Annotated in this window: 22 protein-coding genes; 8 read left to right on the top strand and 14 right to left on the bottom strand. The window is 47.3% G+C overall.

The window, feature by feature from the left end; genetic code table 11:
* Positions 1 to 239: 239 nt before the first annotated feature.
* From P6910_RS10860 to P6910_RS10835, 6 genes are all read right to left on the bottom strand, one after another.
* The gene (locus P6910_RS10860; protein ID WP_317146275.1) at positions 240 to 779 is read right to left on the bottom strand and encodes a hypothetical protein; all 540 of its coding nucleotides are present in this window, start codon (positions 777 to 779) and stop codon (positions 240 to 242) included.
* A 92-nt stretch (positions 780 to 871) separates the two neighbouring features.
* Entirely contained in the window at positions 872 to 1,408 is a 537-nt protein-coding gene (locus P6910_RS10855) for an AAA family ATPase (RefSeq protein WP_317146274.1), read from the bottom strand.
* A gap of 352 nt (positions 1,409 to 1,760) precedes the next feature.
* On the bottom strand, positions 1,761 to 2,828 hold the full coding sequence (locus tag P6910_RS10850; protein ID WP_317146273.1) for a HigA family addiction module antitoxin: 1,068 nt from the start codon (positions 2,826 to 2,828) through the stop codon (positions 1,761 to 1,763).
* Positions 2,829 to 2,838: 10 nt separating this feature from the next.
* Complete coding sequence (locus tag P6910_RS10845; protein ID WP_317146272.1) at positions 2,839 to 3,141, bottom strand: type II toxin-antitoxin system RelE/ParE family toxin; 303 nt, start codon at positions 3,139 to 3,141, stop codon at positions 2,839 to 2,841.
* 530 nt (positions 3,142 to 3,671) lie between these two features.
* On the bottom strand, positions 3,672 to 5,051 hold the full coding sequence (cysS, locus tag P6910_RS10840; protein ID WP_317146535.1) for a cysteine--tRNA ligase: 1,380 nt from the start codon (positions 5,049 to 5,051) through the stop codon (positions 3,672 to 3,674).
* A 75-nt stretch (positions 5,052 to 5,126) separates the two neighbouring features.
* Positions 5,127 to 6,821: a glutamine--tRNA ligase/YqeY domain fusion protein gene (locus P6910_RS10835; protein ID WP_317146271.1), complete on the bottom strand. Its 1,695-nt coding sequence runs from the start codon at positions 6,819 to 6,821 to the stop codon at positions 5,127 to 5,129.
* Positions 6,822 to 7,208: 387 nt separating this feature from the next.
* Between P6910_RS10835 and P6910_RS10830 the strand changes: the two genes are divergently transcribed.
* Together P6910_RS10830 and P6910_RS10825 are read left to right on the top strand one after the other, a co-directional pair.
* The gene (locus P6910_RS10830; protein WP_317146270.1) at positions 7,209 to 7,700 is read left to right on the top strand and encodes a peptidylprolyl isomerase; all 492 of its coding nucleotides are present in this window, start codon (positions 7,209 to 7,211) and stop codon (positions 7,698 to 7,700) included.
* 12 nt (positions 7,701 to 7,712) lie between these two features.
* Positions 7,713 to 8,447, top strand: coding sequence for a UDP-2,3-diacylglucosamine diphosphatase (locus P6910_RS10825; protein ID WP_317146269.1), 735 nt, complete (start codon positions 7,713 to 7,715; stop codon positions 8,445 to 8,447).
* Positions 8,448 to 8,539: 92 nt separating this feature from the next.
* Here P6910_RS10825 and P6910_RS10820 read toward each other — a convergent pair whose 3' ends face one another.
* A complete protein-coding gene (locus tag P6910_RS10820) occupies positions 8,540 to 9,712 on the bottom strand; it encodes a hypothetical protein (protein ID WP_317146268.1) in 1,173 nt (390 codons plus the stop codon).
* Between the two features lie 207 nt (positions 9,713 to 9,919).
* On the bottom strand, positions 9,920 to 10,546 hold the full coding sequence (locus P6910_RS10815; RefSeq protein WP_317146267.1) for a tRNA-(ms[2]io[6]A)-hydroxylase: 627 nt from the start codon (positions 10,544 to 10,546) through the stop codon (positions 9,920 to 9,922).
* Between the two features lie 303 nt (positions 10,547 to 10,849).
* Here P6910_RS10815 and P6910_RS10810 point away from each other — a divergent pair, with 303 nt between their 5' ends.
* From P6910_RS10810 to P6910_RS10795, 4 genes are all read left to right on the top strand, one after another.
* Positions 10,850 to 11,710: a universal stress protein gene (locus P6910_RS10810; protein ID WP_317146266.1), complete on the top strand. Its 861-nt coding sequence runs from the start codon at positions 10,850 to 10,852 to the stop codon at positions 11,708 to 11,710.
* Positions 11,711 to 11,975: 265 nt separating this feature from the next.
* Positions 11,976 to 12,185: a hypothetical protein gene (locus P6910_RS10805; RefSeq protein ID WP_317146265.1), complete on the top strand. Its 210-nt coding sequence runs from the start codon at positions 11,976 to 11,978 to the stop codon at positions 12,183 to 12,185.
* Positions 12,186 to 12,307: 122 nt separating this feature from the next.
* Positions 12,308 to 12,883 (top strand): hypothetical protein, encoded by a 576-nt coding sequence (locus tag P6910_RS10800; protein ID WP_317146264.1) that lies wholly within the window; start codon positions 12,308 to 12,310, stop codon positions 12,881 to 12,883.
* 96 nt (positions 12,884 to 12,979) lie between these two features.
* Positions 12,980 to 13,252, top strand: a complete 273-nt coding sequence (locus P6910_RS10795; RefSeq protein ID WP_257254590.1) for an HU family DNA-binding protein — start codon at positions 12,980 to 12,982, stop codon at positions 13,250 to 13,252.
* A gap of 212 nt (positions 13,253 to 13,464) precedes the next feature.
* On the opposite strand, the gene P6910_RS10790 is transcribed toward P6910_RS10795, so the two are convergent.
* From P6910_RS10790 to P6910_RS10765, 6 genes are all read right to left on the bottom strand, one after another.
* Positions 13,465 to 14,340 (bottom strand): omptin family outer membrane protease, encoded by an 876-nt coding sequence (locus tag P6910_RS10790; protein WP_317146263.1) that lies wholly within the window; start codon positions 14,338 to 14,340, stop codon positions 13,465 to 13,467.
* Between the two features lie 57 nt (positions 14,341 to 14,397).
* The gene (locus tag P6910_RS10785) at positions 14,398 to 14,727 is read right to left on the bottom strand and encodes a helix-turn-helix transcriptional regulator (protein WP_317146262.1); all 330 of its coding nucleotides are present in this window, start codon (positions 14,725 to 14,727) and stop codon (positions 14,398 to 14,400) included.
* 105 nt (positions 14,728 to 14,832) lie between these two features.
* Entirely contained in the window at positions 14,833 to 16,059 is a 1,227-nt protein-coding gene (locus P6910_RS10780) for a glycosyltransferase family 9 protein (protein WP_317146261.1), read from the bottom strand.
* Entirely contained in the window at positions 16,056 to 17,306 is a 1,251-nt protein-coding gene (locus tag P6910_RS10775) for a GtrA family protein (protein ID WP_317146260.1), read from the bottom strand. Before P6910_RS10775 ends, P6910_RS10780 begins: the two co-directional genes overlap by 4 nt.
* 228 nt (positions 17,307 to 17,534) lie before the next feature.
* Positions 17,535 to 18,998, bottom strand: coding sequence for a glycosyltransferase family 39 protein (locus P6910_RS10770; protein WP_317146259.1), 1,464 nt, complete (start codon positions 18,996 to 18,998; stop codon positions 17,535 to 17,537).
* Between the two features lie 308 nt (positions 18,999 to 19,306).
* Positions 19,307 to 20,569: a NupC/NupG family nucleoside CNT transporter gene (locus tag P6910_RS10765; protein ID WP_410493899.1), complete on the bottom strand. Its 1,263-nt coding sequence runs from the start codon at positions 20,567 to 20,569 to the stop codon at positions 19,307 to 19,309.
* Between the two features lie 278 nt (positions 20,570 to 20,847).
* On the opposite strand from P6910_RS10765, the gene P6910_RS10760 reads away from it, so the two are divergent.
* A complete protein-coding gene (locus tag P6910_RS10760; RefSeq protein WP_317146258.1) occupies positions 20,848 to 23,406 on the top strand; it encodes an HYR domain-containing protein in 2,559 nt (852 codons plus the stop codon).
* Between the two features lie 132 nt (positions 23,407 to 23,538).
* Complete coding sequence (locus P6910_RS10755; RefSeq protein ID WP_317146257.1) at positions 23,539 to 25,935, top strand: ATP-dependent helicase; 2,397 nt, start codon at positions 23,539 to 23,541, stop codon at positions 25,933 to 25,935.
* Positions 25,936 to 25,966: the final 31 nt, after the last annotated feature.

Genomic DNA, 25,966 nt, shown 5'->3' with positions numbered 1-25,966 from the left:
GACTGACACAGAATCTACAGACATGCATTACTGAGAATTACTCAGAACTGGAATTGACCAGACTGGTTGCTGGCGTAAATTTTGGTTCGTGATTCATCCGTTGGAAAAATAGAAAAAACTTCCATACTGCTGCCGGCTAACGCCTGGCTCAGCCGCCGCAAAAAATGGCGGTTGTTTTGCCGCTTTTTGGCAAAACAAGTGACAGTTTTTGCGGTCGGTTGCAGCCACTTGTTAGCACTTTACTGGAAACCTTGCCAATATTCTTCAATTTGCCATAGGCCGCAATTCGCAGGTACTGATTTTTTAACAGCTGCAATAACACTTTCATATTCATTTGACGTAAGTTTCGACCACCTTGCCTTCCTGGCCTTTTGCCACTCTGATTTTTGGCTGCCGATATCCTGTTTATACAAATCATCAAGAAGGACACTATCGATTGGCGGGTGAATAGCTTTTACTTTTGAATCATTGTGATTATCGCCACAAACATAAACGGACTTTAAATATATATTGATGAGCTTTGCAGCAACTCCATGCGTAAAATTGAGATTTAATTCTTTTGCAGAATTAATTACCTTCTCTCTCCATTCTCTATGAGCTTTATCAAACTCATTAGCAGAAGGTAGATTATCTATCGATTTTGCAACTTCATTCATTCCTGAAGATTCAAGTATTCTCTTTCCATCTTCCACTTTAAATCTGCACCCATTAACCGTAGCAGCTCTTCCTGCCGCCCATGCTGCAAATCTATGTTTATGCTCTTCTATCGAATAAGACACGATCTCTCCTTGGTGCTAACGCCGCATTAAGCCGCGCCGCCGCAGACGGCGTCGGGTGGAGGGCGAAGCCCGAAACGAACTTGAATGCTTTGTTATACGGCGTTCTTGATAGTTTTTAGGATAAACTCTACCCTATTTTTAACTGATGTTTTTGGAACTTCGATTGTTTTATACCCATGAGTACTGTACCACTTGATTAGATCTGAGCTAACTTTTTGTGATTCTTCGAAAGTTTGATCACGTTCGCTATCAGTTACATAAATCTCTTGCCATGGAGAGAATACAAATACAATAGGGTTGTATTCATATTGTTCAATGTGACTCTTTAACTCAGAAGCATTTATCTTAGCTTCGTTATTTAGCATATATAATGAATCTAATATGCTTCGATCAAAAAATAATGTAGTGCTACTTTTAGCATATTTATCATATTTTTGAATGTCTAATTTCAAGCATTCGTTAGCAAATTCTTCGAGTTTTGGGCGAGGTGATAGCCCTTTAGATAATCTCTCTTGAATTATTTCTCTTGCCGTTTCTGATACAAAACAATATCCAACTCGTTTGAGTTCTTCTAATGTTGTTGTTTTACCACCACAAGGACCACCTGTAAAAACAAATTTATTTTGCATCTTTCAATCATCACCAAATTTTAACTCTTGAATTTAGGTTGAGCCGTATAACAGCTATTAGAACTCAAGCGAGTGATATCAGATATTACACTCACACGCGTTATATCCCCCCAAATCAGAGAAAATTAACTCACTTGAGATATATCCCGTTTTTTCAATCTGTCAAAAAGTCATTAATTATCAACAGACTATGAGCTATTCTACCTACCGTCCCGAATAGGCCGCAAGTGAGTTATTTGCATTTTTGGCATTTTCTTCAATAACACTGTACAAAATAACGCCTGCTTCAGCCGCCGAGCGCCAGCGAGGTCGGGTGCAGGGGCGAAGCCCCTGCACGAACTGGAAGCATTTGTTAGGCTTCTTTCCACTTAAAGCGAACTCTATGAAAGTTTGAGGTATGTGGAAGCTTTTTATTATATTGCAAACGACCTGTGACAATTCCAGGAAAAATACCTATTTCAGAAGAAAAGTCATGGATTGATTTTCGAGTAAAGACCGCTTTATCTAAGAAAGATAAATATTCACTTTCAGGAATCAACGTTTTCTGGGCGAAAGAGTCCGCTTCAGTTTCTTGACTCATATACTGATTATCTTTCGAAGCATTCTCCAAAAAGGTAATCCGTTTATCATGAAGCAAAATATGTCCAATTTCATGCAATAGACTAAACCAAAATATGTCTGACCAACTACCTCGTAATGACATCATTATTACGGCTTTGTGTTTACCTATCCAATAGGTTGCACCAGTAGTGTAGGTTTTAGAAAAGTGTGGAATTAAAACTAACGCTATACCACATTCAGCTAATAGTTTGCTTAGTTTTTGCAGAAGTAAATTAGGCTCTGTTTCAAACGTCAACTGTCTCAATTTAGGAATTGAGTTTTGCAGTTTTAGTTTATTGAATTGCTCAACTTCCTTTTTGGATGCTATAACATGGCCTGCTCTCAACCAAGATGCTAAAGCTTCATGTGAGGTTGTGTCTTTCTCGACTTGTCGAAATGCTGGCGCATATTCTTTAACAGATTGAATATTAAATAGAGATGAAACGCCAAAAAACTTTCTAAGTTCTTTAACTTTTTCTAATTGCTTTCTTGTTTTTTTAACAAGTCCCAACTTAGCTATTTCTGAATATGGATATGCAGAGGCTGTATCTATTTCATCCTCTGCTTTTCTTTCATCAGCCTCTGTTGCCATTACCAAACGGTATTCAGACTCGAGAGAACTCCAAAAGTATGCTGGCACACCAACAACCTGCTCTAGTTGAAGAGCAGTTTCTGGAGTTATAGCCTTTTCCCCTTTGAGAATTTCGTTGATGGCTTGAGGAGGACGTCCCATTCTACGAGCTAACTCAGCTTGGGTAATATCCATCTCTTCAAGCACTTCCTCCAAATACTCACCTGGGGGAATGGCTAAATCGGACATGTATGTCTGTTCAGTCATCATAGTGCTTGCTCACTTCTTCGATCATTGCGATATTCAGCATGTTTCCTTCGATTGTGAATATCAGTCTATAAAACCCCGTAAGTTTTACTGCATATTGACCTTTCCGGTCACCTTTAAGGGGATGGCATTTCAAACTTGGAAGAGCCATAAGATCGTCAAGGTTCTTGGCTGCTTGGATCAACTTGATACGCATTATATATCTCCTTGCGACCGGATCACCAAACTCTCTAACTGCTTGTTTATGTTGCAAAAAGCACTTCTCAAGCTTCTTGTTTCGGAACTTGACTATCAAACCATGACACCCTAAGTATAGACACAACAAAACCAATATAGTTCACCCTTGAGGTGAAGACTATACATTATCATATCGGTGGCGTCGAGAAATGGTTGAGAGTTAGAGGTTTGCTAGAAGCCTAACAGTTAATGAGTTTACCATGCCATCTACTTTTATGACTGAAGCAAGCAACTCTCTGAGAGTGAGGCGCTAAAACTTTAAAACTAAGCTGACGGTTTCTTTAGCAAAAAGACAACCCGGATCTACATTGATGTAGCAAACCCGTGCGATCATACAGAAAAGAGCCCTTGGTGCAGAATGTAAGAGGCACGCTACCGCCCTGAGAGTTACAACTGCCGAAACAGCAGACAAGCACTTATCCCTTGGCTCAATAGCATTCTGGTTGGATGAGTAAACAGGTTCTATTGAGCGACATTGTGCCAGTATTTTTTATTGAAGGGCAGATATTAGAGCTTAATTTTTGGCTACAAGAGTAAAAATTCTTCAGGTTTGGCAGGACCTGAAGATTTCAGGTCCTGTAAGGACTGTCAGCGTTCAATACGCCAAGTGGTTCCTTCCCGACTGTCCTGCAGGATAATACCCTGACTGGCCAGCTCCTCACGGATACGATCCGCTTCAGCAAAGTCACGAGCCTTCTTGGCATCTTTGCGCTTCTGAATCATTGCTTCAATCCAGGCTTCATCGACATCGGTTCCGGACTTCAGGAAAGACTCGGCATCACCTTGCAGAATACCCAGAATGCCACCCAGTTTGACCAGCAAAGCTGCCAGCGGCAAGGCTTTCTGCTCATCTTCGGCACGAATGGTATTCAGCTCACGTACCAGCTCAAACAGGGACGCTAATGCTTCTGGTGTATTGAAGTCGTCATCCATGGAAGCCACGAACTTTTCTTCAAAACGAGTGCCCTCAGCCGTAGTGACACCGGCCACATCCAGTCCTTTCAGTGCAGTGTATAGACGCTCAAGACGAATAGACGCCTCTTTCAGACTGTCTTCCGAGTAATTGACCGGACTTCGGTAATGACTGGAAATCAGGAAGTAACGCACGACTTCGTCCGGGTACTTATCGAGCACTTCACGAATCGTAAAGAAGTTACCCAGGCTCTTGGACATCTTCACATTATCAATGCGAATCGCCCCCGAGTGCATCCAGGTATTCACGAAAGTCTGGCCGTTGGCTGCTTCACTCTGGGCAATCTCGTTTTCATGGTGAGGGAACTTGAGATCAGAACCGCCACCATGAATATCAAAGGTTTTTCCCAGGCAGCATTTACCCATGACCGAACACTCTATATGCCAGCCAGGACGGCCATTACCCCAGGGTGAAGCCCAGCTGGGCTCTCCTTCTTTGGCCCCTTTCCAGAGCACGAAGTCCATGGGATCTTCTTTCTGCTCATCGACTTCAATACGGGCACCGGCTTCCAGCTCTTCCAGAATTTTGCCAGACAGCTTGCCGTAGCCGTCAAATTTGCGAACCCGGAAATAAACGTCGCCGTTGCCCGGTGCATAGGCAAAGCCTTTCCCGACCAGGTCACTGATCATTTCGATCATACCTTCCACGTGCTCGGTCGCCCTGGGCTCCTGGTCTGGCTCCAGATTGCCCAGACGCTTAAAATCTTCACGCATGGCGGCGATCATACGCTCCGTCAGAACGTCAATAGTTTCACCATTTTCAGTGGCGCGACGAATGATCTTGTCGTCAATATCAGTGATATTGCGAATGTAAGTCAGGTTGTAGCCTTTAGCTCTCAGGTAACGGGAGACCACATCAAAAGCCGTAACCGTTCTGGCATGACCAATATGGCACAGGTCATAAACTGTCATACCACAGACGTACATCCGCACATGATTTTCATCCAGCGGTTTAAAGGCTTCTTTGGTTCGGGTCAGGGAGTTGTATATCTGCAACACGTTCTTTGTCCTGTAGCCCGATGATTCAGGCTGTATGCTCTCCCTTGATACGGGAGAGTTTGATTCCACTCGTTAGACTTTACTGGCCCAGGTATCCTTGAGACCAATCGTCATATTGAACACGGGTTTTTCAGAACAGTGTTCATGTCGATCGGCAACAAAGTACCCTTCCCTCTCGAACTGAAAGCCCTGTTCCGGCTCCGCTTCTACCAGAGAGGGTTCGACCCAGCCTGTCACCACTTCCAGGGAAGACGGATTCACGTGGGCCATAAAATCTTCATCACCCTTGTCTGGAGCAGGGTGATTAAACAGGCGATCATACTTACGGATTTCTGCCTGCTTGCCATGGCTCGCCGACACCCAATGAATCACACCACGAGGCTTAATGCCCTCAGGAGGGTTTTCTCCCACTGTACCGGGTACATAGCTGCAGTGAATCTCAGTAATTTTGCCCTGCTCATCTTTAATCACCTGGTCTGACTTGATGACATAGGCACTGCGCAGGCGTACGTATTCACCCGACACCAGTCGCTTGAACTTTTTGCGAGACAGAGTGGTGTCTTCAGTAAAATCTGAACGATCAATATACAGTTCACGTGTAAACGGCAGTTTACGCTCACCCAATTCAGGCTTGTTAGGGTGTGCCGCTGCGGTCATTTCCTGTACCTCGCCTTCAGGCAGATTGGTAATCACGACTTTCAGCGGATTCATAACCGCCATGGCACGTGCTGCGCTGTTGTTCAGGTCGTCACGAATCGCATGTTCCAGCATGGAAACATCAGCAATACCATCGGAACGACTGACGCCCACCATATCGGAGAATTTGCGAATAGAAGCCGGTGTGTAACCACGTCGACGCATACCGGATACGGTAGGCATACGAGGATCGTCCCACCCTTCTACGATACCTTCGTCCACCAGCTGCTTCAGTTTTCGCTTGCTGGTAACGGTGTAGTTCAGGTTCGTTCTGGCAAACTCGTACTGTCTCGGCCTTGATGGCACCGGCAGGTTCTCAATAAACCAGTCGTATAACGGACGGTGGTCCTGAAATTCCAGTGTACAGATCGAGTGCGTCACCCCTTCAATGGCATCTTCCTGACCATGGGCAAAGTCATAGCTTGGATAGATACACCACTTATCACCAGTCTGGTGGTGAGGCACCTTGCGGATACGGTAAAGAATCGGATCACGCATATTCATATTAGGGTTCTGCAGATCAATCCTGGCCCTCAGGCTGCACTGACCTTCTTCATACTCACCGGCACGCATCTTTTCAAACTCTGCCAGATTCTCTTCTACAGACCGCTTGCGGCAATGTGTTTCAACGCCGGGGGTATTAAAGTCACCCCGGTTTTTAGCCATGGACTCGGCGTCCTGATGATCGACATAGGCCTTACCTTCTTTGATCAGGTAGAGAGCCCATTCGTAGAACTGATCAAAGTAGCTGGAAGCATAGCGAACCTCTCCGCTCCACTTGAAGCCCAACCAACGAACATCTTCCTGAATGGCATCGACATACATCTGCTCCTCTTTTTCGGGATTCGTGTCATCAAACCTCAGGTTACACTGGCCATTGAATTGCTCAGCCAGTCCAAAGTTCAGACAGATAGAGGTGGCGTGACCAATATGCAGAAAGCCGTTGGGCTCCGGTGGGAATCGGGTCTGAACCGATTGAACCAGACCTGTCGCCAGATCCTTTTCAATGATCTGCTCAAGGAAGTTACCGGATTTTGATGATTTGTTGGATGAAGTGTCTGTTGTGCTCATTGCAACCAGCGTCTTGGAAGAGAAAGCCCTCTCTGATACAGAAACCCGGAGACATCAGCCCCTTCAGGATCTGACCCGGCCATGCTCTTGAGGGAATGCATTATTTTACCGTAAAAAAATCTTTTGCCATCCAAAGCGATAATAGACTTTTCAATCGCCCATGGCTGTTTGGCTAACGACTGAGACTAACATTTTCCCGTCGAAGGGTACAGGTCAGACCGACTTTTGGCTTGCGGTTTCTGTAAATAATTTCCTGCGTGTCAAGCAGCCTGATTAAGTCGCTCTGGGCTGTTTATTCCACTCTGACCTTTTACACCTGTCCCATAACCACCTAGAATTGCAGGTTTTCCGTTCGCGGATCATCTGAACAGAGATTACGGTAACCCTATGGTTGTACTGCACACCAATTTCGGCGATATCAAACTGGAACTGGACGCTGAAAAAGCCCCCAAGACTGTGGCTAACTTTCTGGAATATGTAAAGAGTGGCCACTTTGACGGTACCATCTTTCACAGGGTCATTGATGGTTTTATGATCCAGGGCGGTGGTTTTGAGCCGGGTATGGTTCAAAAAGAGACACAGGCACCTATCGAAAACGAAGCAGATAACGGCCTGAAAAACGCCATTGGTACTCTTGCCATGGCCAGGACGATGGACCCTCATTCAGCTTCATCGCAATTCTTTATCAATGTTTCTGACAACCATTTCCTTAACCACACCTCCAAGACGCCGGATGGTTGGGGCTATTGCGTATTTGGTCAGGTCACTGAAGGTATGGATATTGTGAACAAGATCAAGGCGGCTAAAACCACCTTCCGGGCCGGTCATCAGGATGTTCCTGAAGATGACGTTGTGATTGAGTCTGCAGTCGTAGTATAGGAATCCTATTGAATGAACATACTGTTCATTTCTGACCTGCATCTGACACCCGAACGCCCGGACATTGTCCGGGCGTTCGCTTCTTTCATGCAGGAGCAGGCTTCTCAATCAGACGCTCTTTACATTTTGGGCGATTTCTTTGAATACTGGTTGGGCGATGACGCCATGGAACCCTTTCATCATGACATAGCCCGTCAACTCAAAGCCTACACTGATTCTGGCAAGCCACTGTTTGTGATGGCAGGCAATCGTGACTTTGCCATCGGCAAGGATTTCCTGAGAATGACCGGAGCTACCTGGCTCAATGACCCCTGCGTCATTGACCTGAATGGCGAGACGGTTCTGCTGATGCACGGTGACCTGCTCTGCACGGGTGACAAACAATACCTTCGCTACCGCAAGATTATCCGCAACCCTCTGGTTCTGGGCATACTTCGCCTTTCTCCAAGGAGTTATCGGAAAAAACTGGCTCAAAAACTACGCAGCAACAGTAAGAAAGCCAAATCCAGGAAGTCCCTGGCCATCATGGATGTCACTCCGGAGGAAGTGGTTCGGGTGATGGACAAGTATCAAGTCAAAACGCTGATTCATGGTCACACTCATCGCCCGGATATCCATGAAGTCGAACTGGCTTCAGGAGCCGGAAAACGGATTGTACTTGGCGATTGGGACCGGCAGGGTTGGGTCCTGACCTGTGACGAATCAGGACTGAAAATGGATGCTTTCTGTATCGAGCCACTCCTGTAAGTTGATATAAAACCGAACCTGCACCTCCCCCCGCGCCTCTATCCATCTGGTCATCCAATGGCGATAATAACTTCTTATGGGTTATCTTTCGTTCATTGGTACTCCCCCATTGACGTTGTAGTCATGCGATCCTCCCGAACAATGAATGAAGGCTGCCATGGCCACCACCCGTTAATCTCGACATGTCTTTTCCCTGAAGACCATGTACCCAGTGGCGTATCCCAATGATAGAATTCTGTGGTACTGGGTATTGCATCAACAAACTCCATTTTCAGGGCCAGTTCTGTTGCATTCAATGGAATACCCTCCATAGTTCTGGTCATAAAACCAACAATATCCTGATGCAACTCCTTCTCACCTTCCGGAGTCTGGAATTTTAAGGTTGCCTTGATGAAGTAACTTCCCTTGTTTTCGAAGATGATTTGAAAAGCTTCAATCTCTTCTGTCCAGTAGGGAATGACCTGCTTACCACTAATTGACGCAAAGGTGTATGCAACAGGAACCAGATCTTCAGTTGTAGTGTTCGGCTGGCTGGGCCAGATAATGCTGATCACATCAGTGTCCCCCCCGGCGCTGGAGTACGATGCTTTTGCAGAACCATGCCCCAGCATGCTCTGTAGGTTGCTGGCCTTACCGGTAATACTCCACTGAGAAGAGTCTGAGAGTGACGCAACATTCATCCCGCTTTTTGCCAGAAGCACACTGGTTACCACCCCAAATCCCTGGGAAATGGCATTGGCTTCAGGATCATACATCTCCATATCTGCAGCGACTGATTTCAAGAAATCCATATTCTCATTGATAACCCGAAATGGCTCCTTCAGACTATGCTCCTGTACCAGATCCCATTGAGCCATCATTGCTCCCCGTTTGCTGAACTGCCATTTAAGATCCGTATTTACGCTCGTTTTTGACGACTGATCATTCATTGGAAACGAGACTACATGAGGGCCTTTAACATGAGAAGTCGATAATTTCAGCTCTTCAGAAATGTCACCGGAGACCACAGAGATTTTGGAAATCTGCTGCCCTGCAGAATGAAACGTCCCGGTATCAGTATCAATCACACCGATCACACCCGGCTTAATGGCGACATCCAGACCCCAGTTCCCCCAAAAGTTTGGCCTGACCTCTCGTACCAGAGCATTGAAATTATTCGATAGATCTTCTGGGTCAAGAATCGAAAGAGAAAAACTGGAAAATAACTGTCCAGCTCCAGAAAGAAAAACGATTAGCAGCAGTGATTTTCTTTTCAGCAGGGGCATTGCATATCTCCCGGAAACCAGTATCCCAGTCAAACCGAATCAGAATGAAGGTGGGAACTTAGAGATGAGAAGCCATAAGAAAGAGTCAGTCGAAAGCACCTTACGCAACCGCTATATATAAACAAAAATTTATAGCACAAGGCAAACCAACTAAGTATCCGATTATAGACTACGAAGCTGATCTATCATCCCTTGATTAGCTATATTTCAGGCAGAAGCCGGCACGCCACTGTGAAAACGGAACGTTTCATCAACGGATTCAATGGCTTCCCGTTCTACTTTGGCAAAAAAAGCCACCCGCTCTTCTATGGATTCCTCTGAAAGACTTTCTGCCAGAGTCAGGTAATCTTTGAAATGTCGACCTTCCGACTTGAGCAGTGACAGGTAAAACTTCTTCAGCTCATCATCAAGATATGGGGCCAGCTTGTGAAATCGTTCACAGGAGCGGGCTTCAATGTAAGCACCAATAATCAGAGTGTCCACCATTCGAGCGGGCTCCCAGGTTCTTACGTGCTTTCTTAGCGCTCCGGCGTAGCGTGAAGCTGACAGGATTCCATAAGGAATATCCCGTTTTTTGATAATGGCCAGAACTTGTTCAAAATGCCTTAACTCCTCACGAGCCAGACGCGACATTTTGTTGAGCAACTCAAAATGCCCGCTGTAGCGATACATCAGGTTCAAGGCTGTGGAAGCCGCTTTTTTTTCACAATTGGCGTGATCAATCAGCAGAATATCCTGATGTTTCAACGCTTCTGCAATCCATTCATCTGGCGTCACACAGGGTAAAAAAGCATCCAGTTCAGGAAAAAGTTCGGTCAGGCTCTGGTCACTCATTATTTCTATGTCTCTAAGCAACAAACTCCAAACAACCAGGTCTTGGTAAACGGCCCTGATTAAGTTTGAATAAGGGTAAAAATTCCGGCACTACCTTACCTTTAAAGCTGAATGCTGTCATGGGTTGGTGGCTATTAATAGAGCCATCGTCACAAAATTATGATTAATGTGTTAATGATATTAATACAGATCATTTTTCCTCATCCGACTATTCAGTTCGATGCCATTAGTCTATAAAAAAAACAGTTAGAGCTGAGACCCCTTCAGGGTTATAGAAATTCTTAAGGTATAAAGGAGCAGGCCATGCAAGGAATACAACGGATACTCGTTATTGTAGATACTCGCAAAGCCCGTCATGTCGCACTCAATCGAGCCAGCCAGCTGGCCAGGGCAGCTCAGTGCAGTCTTCATATTCTGGCTGCGAACCCCAAACCTGACGCAACGTCTGCTGAGGTGCTCACTGCCCTTAGCAAAAATGTCGAGGCCGACGGCACAGAAGTCACCAGTCAGGAGTCGTGGCGAAATAACCTTCTCGACACCATTATCCATGTCAGACAAATGGAACGCAGTCATCTGGTCATCAAGGATTTCCGGCACGAAAGCTTTATGGAAAAGCCTTTCTCAACGCCTACAGACTGGGCATTACTAAGAAAAAGCAGGGTTCCAGTCCTTCTGGTTAGTCATGATCGTCCGTGGGAAAATGAGCCCATGCTCGCGGCCATTAGGGCCGATCCCGGAGATGCCGATCATCAGCAGCTAAATAAGGCCATCATGGAAAATGCCAGAGCGGTCAGAGACTATTTTGATGCACACCTGCATCTGGCTTCTGCCTACCCCACCACAACGCTGGCAATATCCGACAAGGGTGACGGTCAGACCTGTGAGGAGCGTTACCTCCAGAATTGTCAGCATTTTGCAAAAGATTACGGAATTACCGAGGACGCAATCCATCTGGTCACTGCACCTGCCGAGACCATGATTCCGGATCTGACCCGTGAGCTGGCGGCATCACTGCTGATCATGGGCACTAATGCCCGTTCAGGTCTCAGTGGACTAACCCTGGGCAATACGGCTGAAAAGTTGGCCAGCAATATCGACTGTGACCTGCTTGCGGTTCAATCCAGGCACCACATGCTACCCCTGGAGCGTGAACTGGAAGCCTGACCGGAACCGACCAGGTTCCTGAGTGCTGCTTTCTGTCAGGCCAACCAGGTAGGGAGAAAGTAGCTTCATACCCAGCTCCTGTGTCTGATCTTCCGGGTCTTCGATGTAGCAATGATGATGCGCATCTTCGACGCCGCCAGTTGCCAAAACCGGGCTTAACTTTGGGATACATTGCTTTTATCAGTCTTGGCTCAATGCCATTGTCAAGGTGACTGCCTATAATTTTGTCATTTATGGTAGCCTCCAGAGCACAGTGGACACATCGGTGCCGACACGATTCGGGACGAAAACGGCAAGAGCTTCTATATTGTTCGGGTTAGAATGGAAAAAACCATCCGGGCACTTCCGAGAAGCCCTTACCGATTATTTCTGGAATGCAGACCAGCGTCGACATTCTCACAGAGAAAAATTGGTTCTGGATTACTTGCTTAAGCTGATCATCAGCGCTCGTCGTTCTGCTCTGAGAGAAGCCTGAATAGTAGGAAACTGACCAAGAACAGACAGCCTGTGACCAAGACTGAAATCCATCGGTCTTGACTCCTGATTCAGCGGTTTCCAATTTTGTAAAACGCCGAATTGAATTTGCTGAGGAAACTGATGGCCAACGAAGATTCAGTAATAACCGCTATCACAACACATGGGGTTGAAGACCCTGACACTGGAATGTCTGCCAGACAGTTCGGGGCTCAGATCGTCGTTGATCGAACCGGACCTGTTTTTCAGACGGAACTGTCGGATATTTACACCAGTAACCAGCCTGTGTTCCCTGTCAGGCAGCACACGGCTCACGAACTTCTGAAAAGCCTTGCCCTGACCACTGATAACGACACGAATCTGGCCCACTACAACCCTGATACAGAGGCTTGGGAGCTGACACCTGCTAACCCTCTGATGCGGGGCAAACAGAAAATTATCTTTACGACTATTGATCGCGCAAATTTTGTCGGCGTCCCGGAACCGGCTGCCCTGCCCTGTATCCCGAAGCAGGCAGGCAGAGAAGATCTGATTGATCAGGTATTCGTCTGCCATAAACAGGATGCCATTGACAGCCATTGCAATTCTCAGTCCATTGATGATCCGGCTTACACCATCAACTTTCCGGATCCCACACATCAGCCACTTCTGGTTGTGAATTATGAGGAACTGCAATATTGCCTCTATCCTTCATCCTGAGTACGTCTGATACCAGAGATGCCCGTCGCCCATCCAGAGAGTTGCTCCGGGTGGGTATTCCTTCTCACCCACAGGTAATCATTGTCGAGACGCGCTATGAACAAGAAAGAACTTGTTGAAAAGGTCGCGGAACAATCCAACCTTTCAAAGAACAAGGCCGAGCAGGCCGTCAATGCCTTCATTCAAAATACCCAGGATACCCTTGCAAAAGGAGATATCGTGCAGCTGATCGGGTTTGGAACTTTTTCAGTGGTGGATCGAGCGGCACGCAAGGGAAGGAACCCGCAAACAGGCCAGGAAATTCATATACCCGCCTGTAAATTGCCGCAATTCAAACCGGGAAACAAACTGCGGGAAGTGGTGAAATAGCCAGACAACACAAAGTTGTCTACCGCGTCAGCACCCAAACCGCCTCGATCAAAGCACAATGCTGAAGACCTGTCTGGACAAAGCCCACAAGGTTTCTGTTCTGACAGGTCTTTGGTGAGTCTTTCATTGCAGCCAAAACTAGTTGTTTGATTCATGCTTGTTGAAGAGGCGCTTTTCAGCGCCTTTTATCAAGCAATAGCGTATAAAAGTTATCAGAAGCTGTACTTTAGTCCAACGGATATTAATGAACTTTCGCTGACTGCTCCGCCTCCGTCTTTTACATAGAATGTGTCAAAACCATCATCGACCTTAAGATTAATGTTTTTCTCAGAAAATTTTGTGTAAGCATATTCACTGTATATTTTCATTCTCGGGCTTAGATGATAGGCGTAATTAAACGATAAGGAGGTGTAAGTTGAATGGCCACTTCCTTCGCCGTCATAAGTCGTATCATTAAGGTGGTGCGTGTCGAAATCTTCAGCTTTAACTAAGGGGCTCCATTTTATTTGGGCGCCAAACTGAGATTTTCCGACTCTGTAGTCTCCACCCAACCCCAGATATAATGTTAAAAATGTTTGCCGATATGAAATTGCAAGAGTGTCATGAGGTATAGTGCCTAAATCTTCACCGAAATCGTAATTATATGAACCTCCACGCGCCTCATATTTTATTTTTTGACCCAACAGGCCTCCAGTAACGCCTACTTTATAGTCACTTTGTGAAAGCAGCCAATAAGAAGCACTTAGATCTATTGCAGAGGCTTTGGTTGTTTTTGTGTCAGGGTGTTTTGATATGTCAGATGGTTCAGCTATTCCTGACTCCCAATCCCTGTCTGTCATATAGCCATGGCCTTCAGTCAGGGTCGTCCAGTAGTCTGCGTTGAATGTCCATCTTGAGTTTAAATCCCAAATCGCACCTAGCTTGATAACAGGTGCATCGTAAGTTTCCCAATCGAGTTGACTGGCTCTTTCCCCGTCGAAGTAGACTAACTCGGTCGCTTCCCCATTCAAGACGCCCAATGAGCCTTCAAATGTCACTTTGGCTTTCGCACCTGTGGCTGCAACGGCAAAAAACGGTAATAGAATCAACTTTTTAACAAGCCACCTCCGAGTCAATGAAGTGAGAATATGTGGCTCTGACGCCCATCACCCCATGGCTCTCATGACATTAAGAATGGCCCGCTTTTTCTTCAGGTTCATTCTGTTCAGGCTGCGAATGATTTCATCATCAACTTGGGTGTCGCAAATGCTATCAGCAGGTGAAGTCAGGTATTGATTCCCCCTGCCTGTCGCCAACCATTCAAATGAAACTTCCAGAAGCTCAGCCATTTTTCGGAGATTTTCAAGACTGGGACTGCTCATTTCGGTTTCCCACTGAGCCAGAGCACTTCGGGAAACACCAATCAGATCAGCCAAAACTTGTTGGGAATAACGCTTTTCCTTGCGTGAGCGAAGAATCCTTGTTGTCAGGTTCATCCTTGAACTCTCGTCGATAATCGAAAAAGATACTTTATTAAAATTCAGTGTAACACATGCTCTGGTAATGACCGGTTGCAATTAGAGAATCCTTTCTCCCCGACCCTAACCTGCTTTCAATATCAGGCTGTTATCCAGCGCTGGCCTCAGTAAATCCAGTACTTGTCGAGAGTCAATGGCTTTCAGACACTGGTTATCTTCGCAACTGGTCTTTCTGTGATTCGCAGCGCTGACACAAGGCGAACAAGGCAATCCGGCATAGATCGGAGTTGAATTCCCCAGGGCACCGTAGAGTGCGGGTGTTTCAGGCCCGAATATCACAAAGGTTTTCAGTTCTGTGACGGAGGCAAAATGAGGAGGTCCGGAATCATTGGACAACATCAGTTCAGAGAGAGAGTAAAGGGGAACCAGCTCCTTAAACTTAAAAACCCCGGCACTGTTGAGACAGCGTTCATGTTTCACCCGTTGTCTGAGAATTTCAGCTTCTGGACGTTCTGACGGAGCACCGGTAATGACCACCAGAATATCAGGGTACTCGGCCAGCAAAGTGCGAATAACGTCAACGTAACGATCTTTCATCCATCGCCGCTGGGGGAGCAGGTCACTGGCATTAGGGTTCACAAGCACCAGACGCTGAACGCCCGGTTCAAAAGCGACATAAAGCGATTTCAGCTTGGTGATCACCGATGATCTCAGGTCACTGCTTACTTCTGCTCTGGCCAGTTGAATTGACTCATCAAATATCTCTTTCTGATAAGGCTGATAAGGTGTATTTTGAGAAGCCCTCACCAGAGTCATAAAGTTTTTCGAAATATGGCTGTAAGGGTTATACATCACCGGGTGAGTTAAGTGATTACCCCGGTACAGACCCTCTTCATGAACCCGATCAAAACCTGTCCGGTTGCTGGCACCGCAAAGTCGACTCAGTATGGCTGTAAAACGGGAGAACAACTCCAAGTCGATCACCGTATCAATTTTCTTTTTCCGACACCAGATCAGGAATTTAAGGCTACTGATTGCCAGGCTGAATAAATTATCCGGTTTAATCAGGAAAGTATTGTCCCGATGAATGGTATTTAATAACTGCAGGCTGGTCACATTTTTCTCAAAAATGACAAAATGCAGGGTTTTGCCCTGCCCCTTCAGCCAGCGCATGGAAGGGTCAGCCAGAATAGCGCTGCCCATTTCAGACAACTCAATCAACAATACATTGTTAGAAACCGTCTTCTGCCCCTTGTGAATCCGGTCAAAAGGCCAGAAAACCAGTTTCAAAAGAAAACAGAGTGGAACACCTACATAGTGATCAACCCATCGCATAGTATCTACTTTCACAGGTTGGCTCCCTTAGCTAAACTGGACTTTCGTCCTGAAAAAACAAATACCGTTGCTATGGTGAAATTAAATAACATGCCTGCCAAAACACCAGATATCAGTGCCAGCTGTTTGTATTCCGTAAAGAAAGGTACAAAGGACGTTAATAAATAATAAGTGCCCCAGTTTGGAATAAAGCTGACCATACACATGGTCAGATATTTGCTCCACTGCTTCAGTTTTTTCTCTTTGGGGACATGGGAAAAAGTAAAAGTACGATTCCAGAACCAGTTCCAGCTGGCAGCGACCCAATAGGACCCCCCCCTTGCCAGCAAGTGAGGCACTCCCAGCCACTGCACTGACAGAGTATAAAACCCCATATCCACCAGGAACCCACTGGCTCCTACCATGCCGAACTTGGTCATTCTCTGCCCTGTCAGAAAGAGCTTGTTTAACAGGGTTCCTGATTGCTTCATGGGAGCTTCCAGCTCGTCCTGATAAAGAGAAATCATACAGTGAGCGGATAAAACCAGAGCCAGCAACGCAAGTACAAATTGTAAATACATAATCACTTTATAAGAGCGAAACCCATTGTCGTAGAATGGCAGTACAACCACACACAACAAACCCAGAAGAATAAAGATCATCCGACTTTTAGGGCCAGATACCACTTTACTGGCCAGGAAGTCCCCTATCACAGCGGCTAAAATACCCACCCAGGCGCCCAGAAAAATATCGAACGGCCAATGTGCCCCGACAACAATGCGTGAGATTGCAGAAAAAATTGCAACCGAAAGAAGCAGGTAATAAGTGGGTGAATTCAAATAAAGCAACGAAAGTCCAACCAAAAGAAAAACCGTACCGGTATGTCCGGATGGCATGGTATCTGTTTTTAAAACAGGCCCCAGGACATTAACGGCTTCAAGCCCCAGCTCACCGACCGGACGTGAGAAGGGAAGAAGAGCTTTGCCACCACTCAATAAAAAGTCACCCACTAACATGGTGAAAATAATGGCCAGCTGTTTGTCGGGCTTTTTATAAAACAACAACATGGCCAGAGGAAACAGGAAAAAGCCATCCCCCAGGTTGGTTAATAACACCCAGAAAACAGAAGCGGGCGACTCGGCACCCCAGTCATTGACCTGATAAAAAACTGAATGATTGACCCCAGTGACTGAAAACAGCGCTACGAAGGGAAGCAGAAAGCAGCTGGCTTTATAGATTATTGAGCGAGACCGGCCAGAATCGACTCCGAGCAAATCGGACATTCCTTATATAACCTCGAAACTCTGTCAGAACAGCTTTCAGCGATAAAAATGATGATTCATCCTGAATAGATGAAATTATCCAACACTAAAAACCAAGGTACAGCAAACAGAAGAATATGCAAAGACAGAATAAAAAAACGGATGAAATCAATGTTAAACGCAAGCTGTGCAGAAAAGCTCAAAAACCCCACCAATAAGCCATGGATAGGGCTTTAAGTAAGACCTTGGTTATTGAGCGGCTTGACACCGATAAAACTGGAATCGATTAACCGTAACAGTGTCCAGCCCGGATTCTGTCTCATCGACCAGTATGCAGGAAAAGTTCTGTACTCTAAGGAGGCCATTCTCAGGGGCTGATTTCTTATCGCGCACCAGCAGACCATAACTACCGGATTCTGGTTTGCCATGCCAGAAATCAAACTGGGTTAATCGGTCAGTCAGCAGTTGAACGGGTTCAGGGTAGGCATACCAGGCTATGCGACTGGCCTTGGTCCAGTTATCCACCATCAGAACCGGTTCTACTCCTTCTTCTTTCTGCCACTTCTGCTTCAATAACTGAGCCTGTTCAGCCGCTGCTTTCCAGCCCACCAGGTCCTTGATGGCTGAGGTCATAAAAGGGAAAGTAGAGAGGGGCATAAAGGCCAGAAAGAAAAACACAAAGCCAATCAGTCCCAGTGACAGGATGGAAGAAAAAACAGCCAGACCTTTCACCCACAAACGGGACCAGCCACGGCAGATCCAATAAGCCGACAAAGGCGCCAGTAGTGTCCAGCCCAGGGCTGGCCAGTTAGGCAACACTGTACCATCACCGGCAGACCAGCTGGTCACAGCCAGTAACGGCACAGCAGTCCAGATAATCAGCCAGGAGGATGCCCTGTCGTGCTCCGGGATTCGTTTCCTGATCAGTGAAAAAATGGCCGCTATGGCGGCAACATAGGCCAGTATGGAATAAAGAAGCATTTGCGCCAATTGCATGACCAGAGCTTCTTTTAATGACCACTCCTCAACCCCGACACCACGATTAAACTGGTAAGCCAGAGATGCCCAATCGTTGTCAGCATTCCAGATGAGAACAGGAGAGATCAACACCAGTGCTATCAAAGCTGCCAGCCATGGACCGGCCTGTCGAAGCCATCTCAGTCCCTGATGCTGAATCATGAAAAGGACCATTCCCAGGGGCAGGAATACCGCCGTATATTTGCTCAATCCCGCCAACCCAAAGACCATGCCCAGGGCCAGCCAATAAGGTAAACAATTGTCATGATGGATACGGTAAATCAATTCCAGCGACAGAAGACCAAAGACCATCAGGGGCAGATCAGGTACCAGCCCCCAGCCCATCAGTTGCAGAATAGGTGCCGTGTTGATCAGAAAGACAGCCATCAGTCCGATCCAGGCTGGACCATCAGGAAAAAGTATCCTGCTGACCCTGAATGCCAGATAACTGCTTAACGCATAAAGAATCCCAGGGACAAGCCTGACTGTAAATTCATCGTACCCCAGCGGTGCTACCAGAAGTTGTAACCAGCCCACCATAGGTGGGTGATCAAAATAACTGAGGGCCGGATGAAGGGCATAAAGTGCATAGTGAGCTTCATCAACACCCAGTGGCACTCCGGATGCCATGATTAAATGAATCAGGAGCACCACGGTAATGATACCCCAGGAGGCAACTCGCCCTCGTTCCTGCATGAACACACCCGTTAAAAATGATTGGATAAAGCGATCGCCCAAAGTTCCGCTACCGATTTTGCATCACCTGTCAGACAGGTATTGAGCATACTCCCTGAATCTGATTAAAGTATTCTGCCCGGCTTTCCCCAGTCTGATAGAGAACTCATTACTCTACGACAAGGGATGTCTAAAAAAAAGTCTGTCAGATACAATTTAATCAAGACTGAAACCTGAGAACAGCATGATCATGCTTCATTGGATGGCAAAAGAAATTAGTCTGGGCTCGACCCGCCTCTAAAGAAGCGGGATTGCGCCCTTGATTTCGTTCAAACGGCCAGGGCCAGGAATAGACCGGCAATAGTGGCACTCATCAGGTTAGAGAGTGTACCCGCTACCACCGCTTTCAAACCAAAACGGGCGATGTCTTGACGACGGTTAGGCGCCATAGATCCCAGACCACCCAGCAGAATAGCAATGGATGAAATGTTAGCAAAGCCACAGAGGGCAAAGGTCAGAATTGCCTGAGAACGATCAGACAACAAGGCAACACCGGCCTTGGCTGCTGCTTCAGCATCGATGTAGTTAGCCAGACTGCTGAAAGCAACAAACTCGTTAACGATCACTTTCTGACCCAGGAAGCTGCCTGCAGTCAGGGCTTCAGACCAGGGTACTCCGATCAGGTAAGCCAGAGGAGAGAACACGTAACCCAGGATCAGTTCTATGGTCAGCTCAGGATAACCAAACCAGCCACCAGCCCAGCCCAGCAAACCGTTAAGCATGGCGATCAGAGAGATGAAAGCCAGCAACATGGCACCAATCATGGCAGCCAGTTTGAGACCACTGGCAGCACCCGAAGCAGCAGCATCAAAAATATTAGCTGGCTTTTCTTCAGTGCCCTCTTCCTCAATGTCGTCTACGTCATCATGAGGTGTCTCGGTCTCAGGCTTGATAATTTTTGCCATCAAAAGGCCACCGGGAGCTGCCATGAAACTGGCAGCAATCAGGTACTTAAGCTCAACCCCCATACTGGCGTAACCCACCATGACTGCACCGGCAACAGAAGCCAGACCGCCCACCATAACGGCAAACAGTTCGGACTGAGTCATACGGCTGATGAAAGGTCGAACCAGCAGAGGCGCTTCTGTCTGACCAACAAAAACGTTAGCGGCAGCAGAAAGCGATTCTGTGCGACTGGTACCCAATAATTTGCGCAGCGCCCCCCCAAACAACTTAATAACAAGCTGCATAATACCCAGGTAGTAAAGCACTGCTACCAGAGCAGCAAAGAAGATAATGACAGAGAGAACATGGACAAAGAAGATAAAGCCAAGTTTAAAACTGGCCAGTTCGCCAAACAGGAAACCAATACCATTGTTAGCATATCCCATAACAGCATTTACGCCGTTAGTAATCGCTTCCAGAATGTATTGCCCGGCGGGGATATAAAGAACGAATGCGCCGATACCCGCCTGAATGGCAAATGCACCACCCACGGTTCGCAATTTTATCGCTTTGCGGTTGTCCGATAATAATATTGCAATACCCAATAGGACTGCGATTCCTACGAGACTTATAAGCATGTGTTGCATAGGGGGTGGTCACCTTAAAACGGATTTTTGAGGCATTATACTTATATATTTATTGGCTTTAATAGAAAGTAATTACCGCATAAAAACATAATAATGACACACCCTATGTCGTGTAGGATTCGCCTGTAAACGGGTACAAAGGTTTCATTCAGTCTGCCGTCGACTCCGGCAACCTGCAAAATTGCTACAAATTTACTCTCCGACTAAAATCTGGTGCTAATGATACTCTGATGTAATTAACGACAACTTGACTCTGTCCACTAATGGTTTCTTAAGAATTGGATCTCATCATGGGATACTGTTCAGAGCGCTTCGTGGTTCTCGCCTTTCTCACGCTAATTGTATTAGAACCAAGGATATCGACGGCACAGGTAGCGTGTCCGAGACTCCCTTCCTTTGGTGATCTGGCCGAAGGAGATTACACGACATCACCCAGTAGTTGCGTTTTCAACGGGGGTGCACATCCAAACAACGGGTTTTCTGTCATCAATCGTTTGCAAAGCAAGCGGGTTTTTATCGGCTTTGGTGAAGCAGGTGCACCCAATTATAATATCTCCGACTATTCAGGCAGCTGCGCGGGACCAGGTTGCGTCACACCTACCCATTTCAGACCAGGCTTCTTTTATGAATGCAATCCAGGCCTCGGCTCTTGCACTATCAATCACGACTACACTCAGGACAACGGACAAATTGTCAACTTGAATCTCTCTGTCCCTTCTGGCTCGGAGGGGATACTGCCATTTGTCGCAAATGGTGGCAGATTTGATATTACTGCGCCGGTTTTTTCGGAGGTTCCCTCTGACATTTACGTAACCGCTCCGGCGGGACAGACGTCAGCCGTCGTAACGTTTACGTCACCCACTGCAACAGACAATACTGATGGCCCGGTGACACCAACACTAACATCCAGCCCTACCCCCGGATTGAACAGCGGAAGCGCCTTTCCACTGGGTGTAACGACCCTTACGTATACCGCGACAGATCGGGCGGGCAACATAGCAGCCTACAGTTTTGGTGTGATCGTCACGACTTCACCACATGTTGACAAGACCGCACCCGTTTTTTCGGGGGTTCCTTCAAACATCTACAAAACCGCCCCACCAGGGCAGACCTCAGCCGTTGTAACATTTACACCACCCACTGCAACAGACGATGTAGATGGCCCGGTGACACCAACACTGACATCGAGCCCTACTGCCGGCTTAAACAGCGGAAGCGCTTTTCCATTGGGAGTAACGACCCTTACGGATACTGCAACAGATCATGCGGGTAACGTCGCGACCTGTAGCTTTGATGTAATCATCTCGGCTTCACCACTTGCCTCGGTAACACTTGTGATCCGGTCTGACGTCAACGGAACTTTCTATATACGCTCGTCAACTCCTGACTTGAACACTGCCATTCCGGTCAGATCTGGATCGGGCAGTTCCGGAGCCATTCCTCTGCCCCCCGGCAGTTATCCCATAAACTTTTCGGTACCGGATGGTATCGGGGTAGAAAGTGCGACATGCGACAATCCCTCAGGCGTTCTGGACGCACAAAGTCAGACGGGTACGCTCCTGATTACCTCTGCAGAGTCCATTGTTTGTACGATTGATGTGAAGGACTCGCGGCGCGCCACAACGCATCAGATAAGGCAATTTCTGGAGGCACGATCCAGGCTGATCCTGCAACACCAACCCGATGTCGTCCGGCGCATCAACAGACTGGAAAATAGCATGCCAGGAACTGCTGGCATCGAAGGTTTCGGCTTTGCATTCAATGCCGAGAGCTTGCCATTCTCCGCACGTCTCGGGGCAGATCAGGTTAGTTTTGCCTTCAGCAGAAGCAATGCGCATTCGACAGCGCACTCTTCTGGTTTGCACGCGAACCTTCAGCAGGTTCTTGCAAATCTCGACCTTTTAATCGCGGCATTAAAGTCTGAGCGAGTCGGTACATTGCCCTCAACTTCAAAACCCGGGCTTTCTCAGGATGATCTTCATAGCGCCCCGGAAAATCCAGACCATCGCCCACAATTCCCGGCCGCAGTTAGCAAACAGATTGAGCTCGCACCCAACTCTGAGGTCCCGTTTAAGTTCGACGTCTGGACCGAGGGACAAATCAGCAGGTTCAAGTACACAGAAGGTGATGGCAGTTTCGGAGTTCTCCATATTGGTATGGATTATTTGTTTCGGCCAAAGCTTCTTGTTGGCCTTTCCGTTCAGGGTGACTGGACTGATTTAGAGGATTCAGCCCCCGGCAGTGAAGCAGAAGGGGTTGGGTTTCTGGTTACTCCGTACCTGACCACAGAGCTGTCAGACAATTTCTATGTCGATGCCCGTGCTGGTTGGGGTAAGGTAGAGAACAAGATTTCACCCTATGGCACCTACCGGGATTCGTTTGATTCTGAACGCTGGCTCGCAACGGCTGCGCTGATCGGAATCTGGCAGATACAGAAAACTCGAATCACGCCAGAGGCTAGACTGTCCTACTACAAGGAAAAAAGTGATGACTATCTGGATTCGTTGAACGTAGCCATTTCTTCGGTTGAAGTCGAAACCGGCGTTTTTCAGTTTGGACCAACGGTCAGAAAAGACTACAAAATCACCTCGGGCACTCAGCTGTCACCCTTTCTCACGTTCAAGGGAATTTGGACCTTCAAACAAAAAAACTCTGCAGCGGTTCCGTCTGGTTTATCTGAACTGGCTGGTGAGGGTTTTAGAGCAATGTTCAAGACCGGTGTTAACCTCTATAGCAGCAACGGTATCAGTTTTTATTGTTCAGCCTATTATGACGGAATCGGCGATGGCGACTTTGAAGCCTCGGGATTGGACCTGCGTTTCGATCTACAATTTTGAAAGCTGTGAGGCCTGTACAAGAATCTGAAGATCGTCCGTTCTGTTCGATAAAGTCTTCATGAGTATGCGCCCTGAGACCATTATCTGGTACTATGATTACTCTGTCCGATAGATCCTTGGCGTATTGATTGTATGGAACTGACCGGCCCTCAACAGAGGGTAACCCAGCATGTAGATGGACATGCCCTTTGCATAGCCGTAGCCGGTTCAGGTAAGACCACTACCCTCTCCTTTCTCATTCATGAGTTGCTGAACCAGGGGGTTCCTCCCCGACGCATCATGGTCATGATGTTTAACAAATCAGCCCAGCTGGATTTTACCCGCAAGCTTCGAAGGCGCTGCCAACAGTGGCCGGTACTTCCGCAAGTCCGGACCTATCACTCAACAGGCCTGAAACTCTTGAAGTCGCTGGAAGGCTGGGGATTGAGAGCGACCTACAACCACCGCCCCCTGACAGAGAAAGAGATCGAACTGAAAGTCCGGGAACTGCTGCTGGCATTGGCACCTGACGTACTGCAAGACCGGATCAAAGCAGACAGCGCCCGATACATTGAAGTGGCTACCGGTTTTATCGATAACGTTAAAGCCAGTCTTACCCCCCCCTCCGAAGTTCTGGAACGGACAGACTATCCTGATTATTTTCGATTTCTGGTGGAACTCTTTGAGGCCTTTGAGCAGTGGCGCCACCAGCATCGAAGAATAACCTTCACAGATATGCTGTACGACACAGTCTGTTTGATAGAAGCCAACCCGGATGTCATCCCCCGCATCAGCAACAAAATAGATCGAATCATCGTAGATGAATATCAGGACACTTCGACCCTGCAACACAGGTTGACCCGTATCATCGCTGGTGAACGGGCAAAAATGATTGCCGTGGGCGATCCCGATCAAACCATTTATGAATTTGCCGGAGCCAATATCCAGAATATTCTCCGGCACTTCGAAGCAGATTACGCCAGCACCGATGCCGTTCATGAGTTGACTCTGCCTCACACTTTTCGCTACGGCCACGAGATCGCCATGGCAGCCAGTCACCTGATCAGTCGCAATAAAAACAGAAAAGATGTGATCTGTATTGCCCACCCGGACAACCCGGATTCGAGTATCTCAATCTCACAAGGGGCAGGCGAAGATACCGAACGGGTATTGGCCACCATCCGGCAACATATTGCCAACTCCGACTCCCGGATTGCTGTGCTTTTGAGGGTCTGGGCACAATCAGTCCCATTGGAGCTGAGACTGCTGGCAAACGGTCTCTCTTACCAGTGTGAAGGCCCTTCCCTGTTTGACCGTCCCGAAATATCAGCCTTGATCGCGGCTCTCAGAATGGCTTCAGGTGGGTTGCAGCACCTGAACCCTGCTGTTCGCTCCGAGGTATTGACTTCGCTGTTTACCCTCCCTCACCTGGGCGTTAAAGCAGCTCTGTTAAAACAACTGGTTACCCGTCTTCAGGAACAGGATCAACAATGGGGAAAAGAATTGGGTCAGCTCGCCAGCAAAGTCTCAGGAATCAGTGATTATCAACGTCAGAAGCTTTACGACAGGGGAGAGATATTATGGTCGCTGGAAAAGACATCCGATCAGAAACCTGCTGCTGAATTGCTGCAAGGCTACATTCAACGCACAGAGCTCAGGGAAAGCCTGCAATCCATGAGCCTTAATGATCAGAGAACGGAAGAGCAGCTGCTGGCCATCGATGGATTCCTCGGTTATCTGAGAAAAATGAACCTGTCCGTCAGTGAAAGCTGCCTGCATCTGGAAGAATTGAGATCCAAACAGAAAACACCAACCAGAACCACGGGACAAGAGACCGCTCATGGAACCGAACAGATCGTGATCAGCTCCTGCCACCGGGCCAAAGGGCTGGAATGGTCGACAGTATTGATTCCGGGGCTGACCACAAAATACTGGCCGTTCAAAAGAGACGATGAACTGGCCCCGGGCAGTAGGGAAGATCTGGAAAGTGAACGGCGACTGCTCTACGTGGCCATGACCCGGGCCAGAGAAAAACTCTACCTGTTTACCAGCAACGGATCTCTCCAGCCCAAAGCCAAAAGCTGGATGGATAATGGCTCACAACAGATCAGCCTGTTCCTGCAAGAGATGCAGGTCCCTCACGTCAAATCCGTTTGCCAGTCACTCAACCAGGTTTCAGAAGATGAACTGGTCAACCAACTCAATAAAAATGGCCTGAGTAAAGCAGCACGTCGATACTTTCAGGCAATAAAGCCGAACCTGGCACAAAGGATTGAAACCATCCCTTCACTGGCAGAAAAGCATCGTTCAAAGCCTTCCGCTTCGCCTCACAGTCCGGCCTATCTGTCAGCACGACAAAATATCTTACGCAGGGAAGTACCAGAAAACGCCCCCTGGCAACTTAACCGGAGGCTGAAACACAGCATTTTCGGGAAGGGTAAAGTCATTGAAGTCAACGACACTAACTTTGTCATCCTGTTTGACAGCCAGCATAGCGTAAAAAGGTTTGCCCGCAATCAGCAGGTTCTGCATCTGTTCGAGCTGCTCTGAACGCTTCGCAAAGTTACATGTCAGCTGACTT

It is taken from the genome of Endozoicomonas sp. 8E (genome assembly GCF_032883915.1).
In the GTDB taxonomy this organism is placed as follows: Bacteria; Pseudomonadota; Gammaproteobacteria; order Pseudomonadales; family Endozoicomonadaceae; genus Endozoicomonas_A.
The sequence above is the reverse complement of the archived record's forward strand: the minus strand, read 5'-3'. Positions and strand labels throughout refer to the sequence as shown.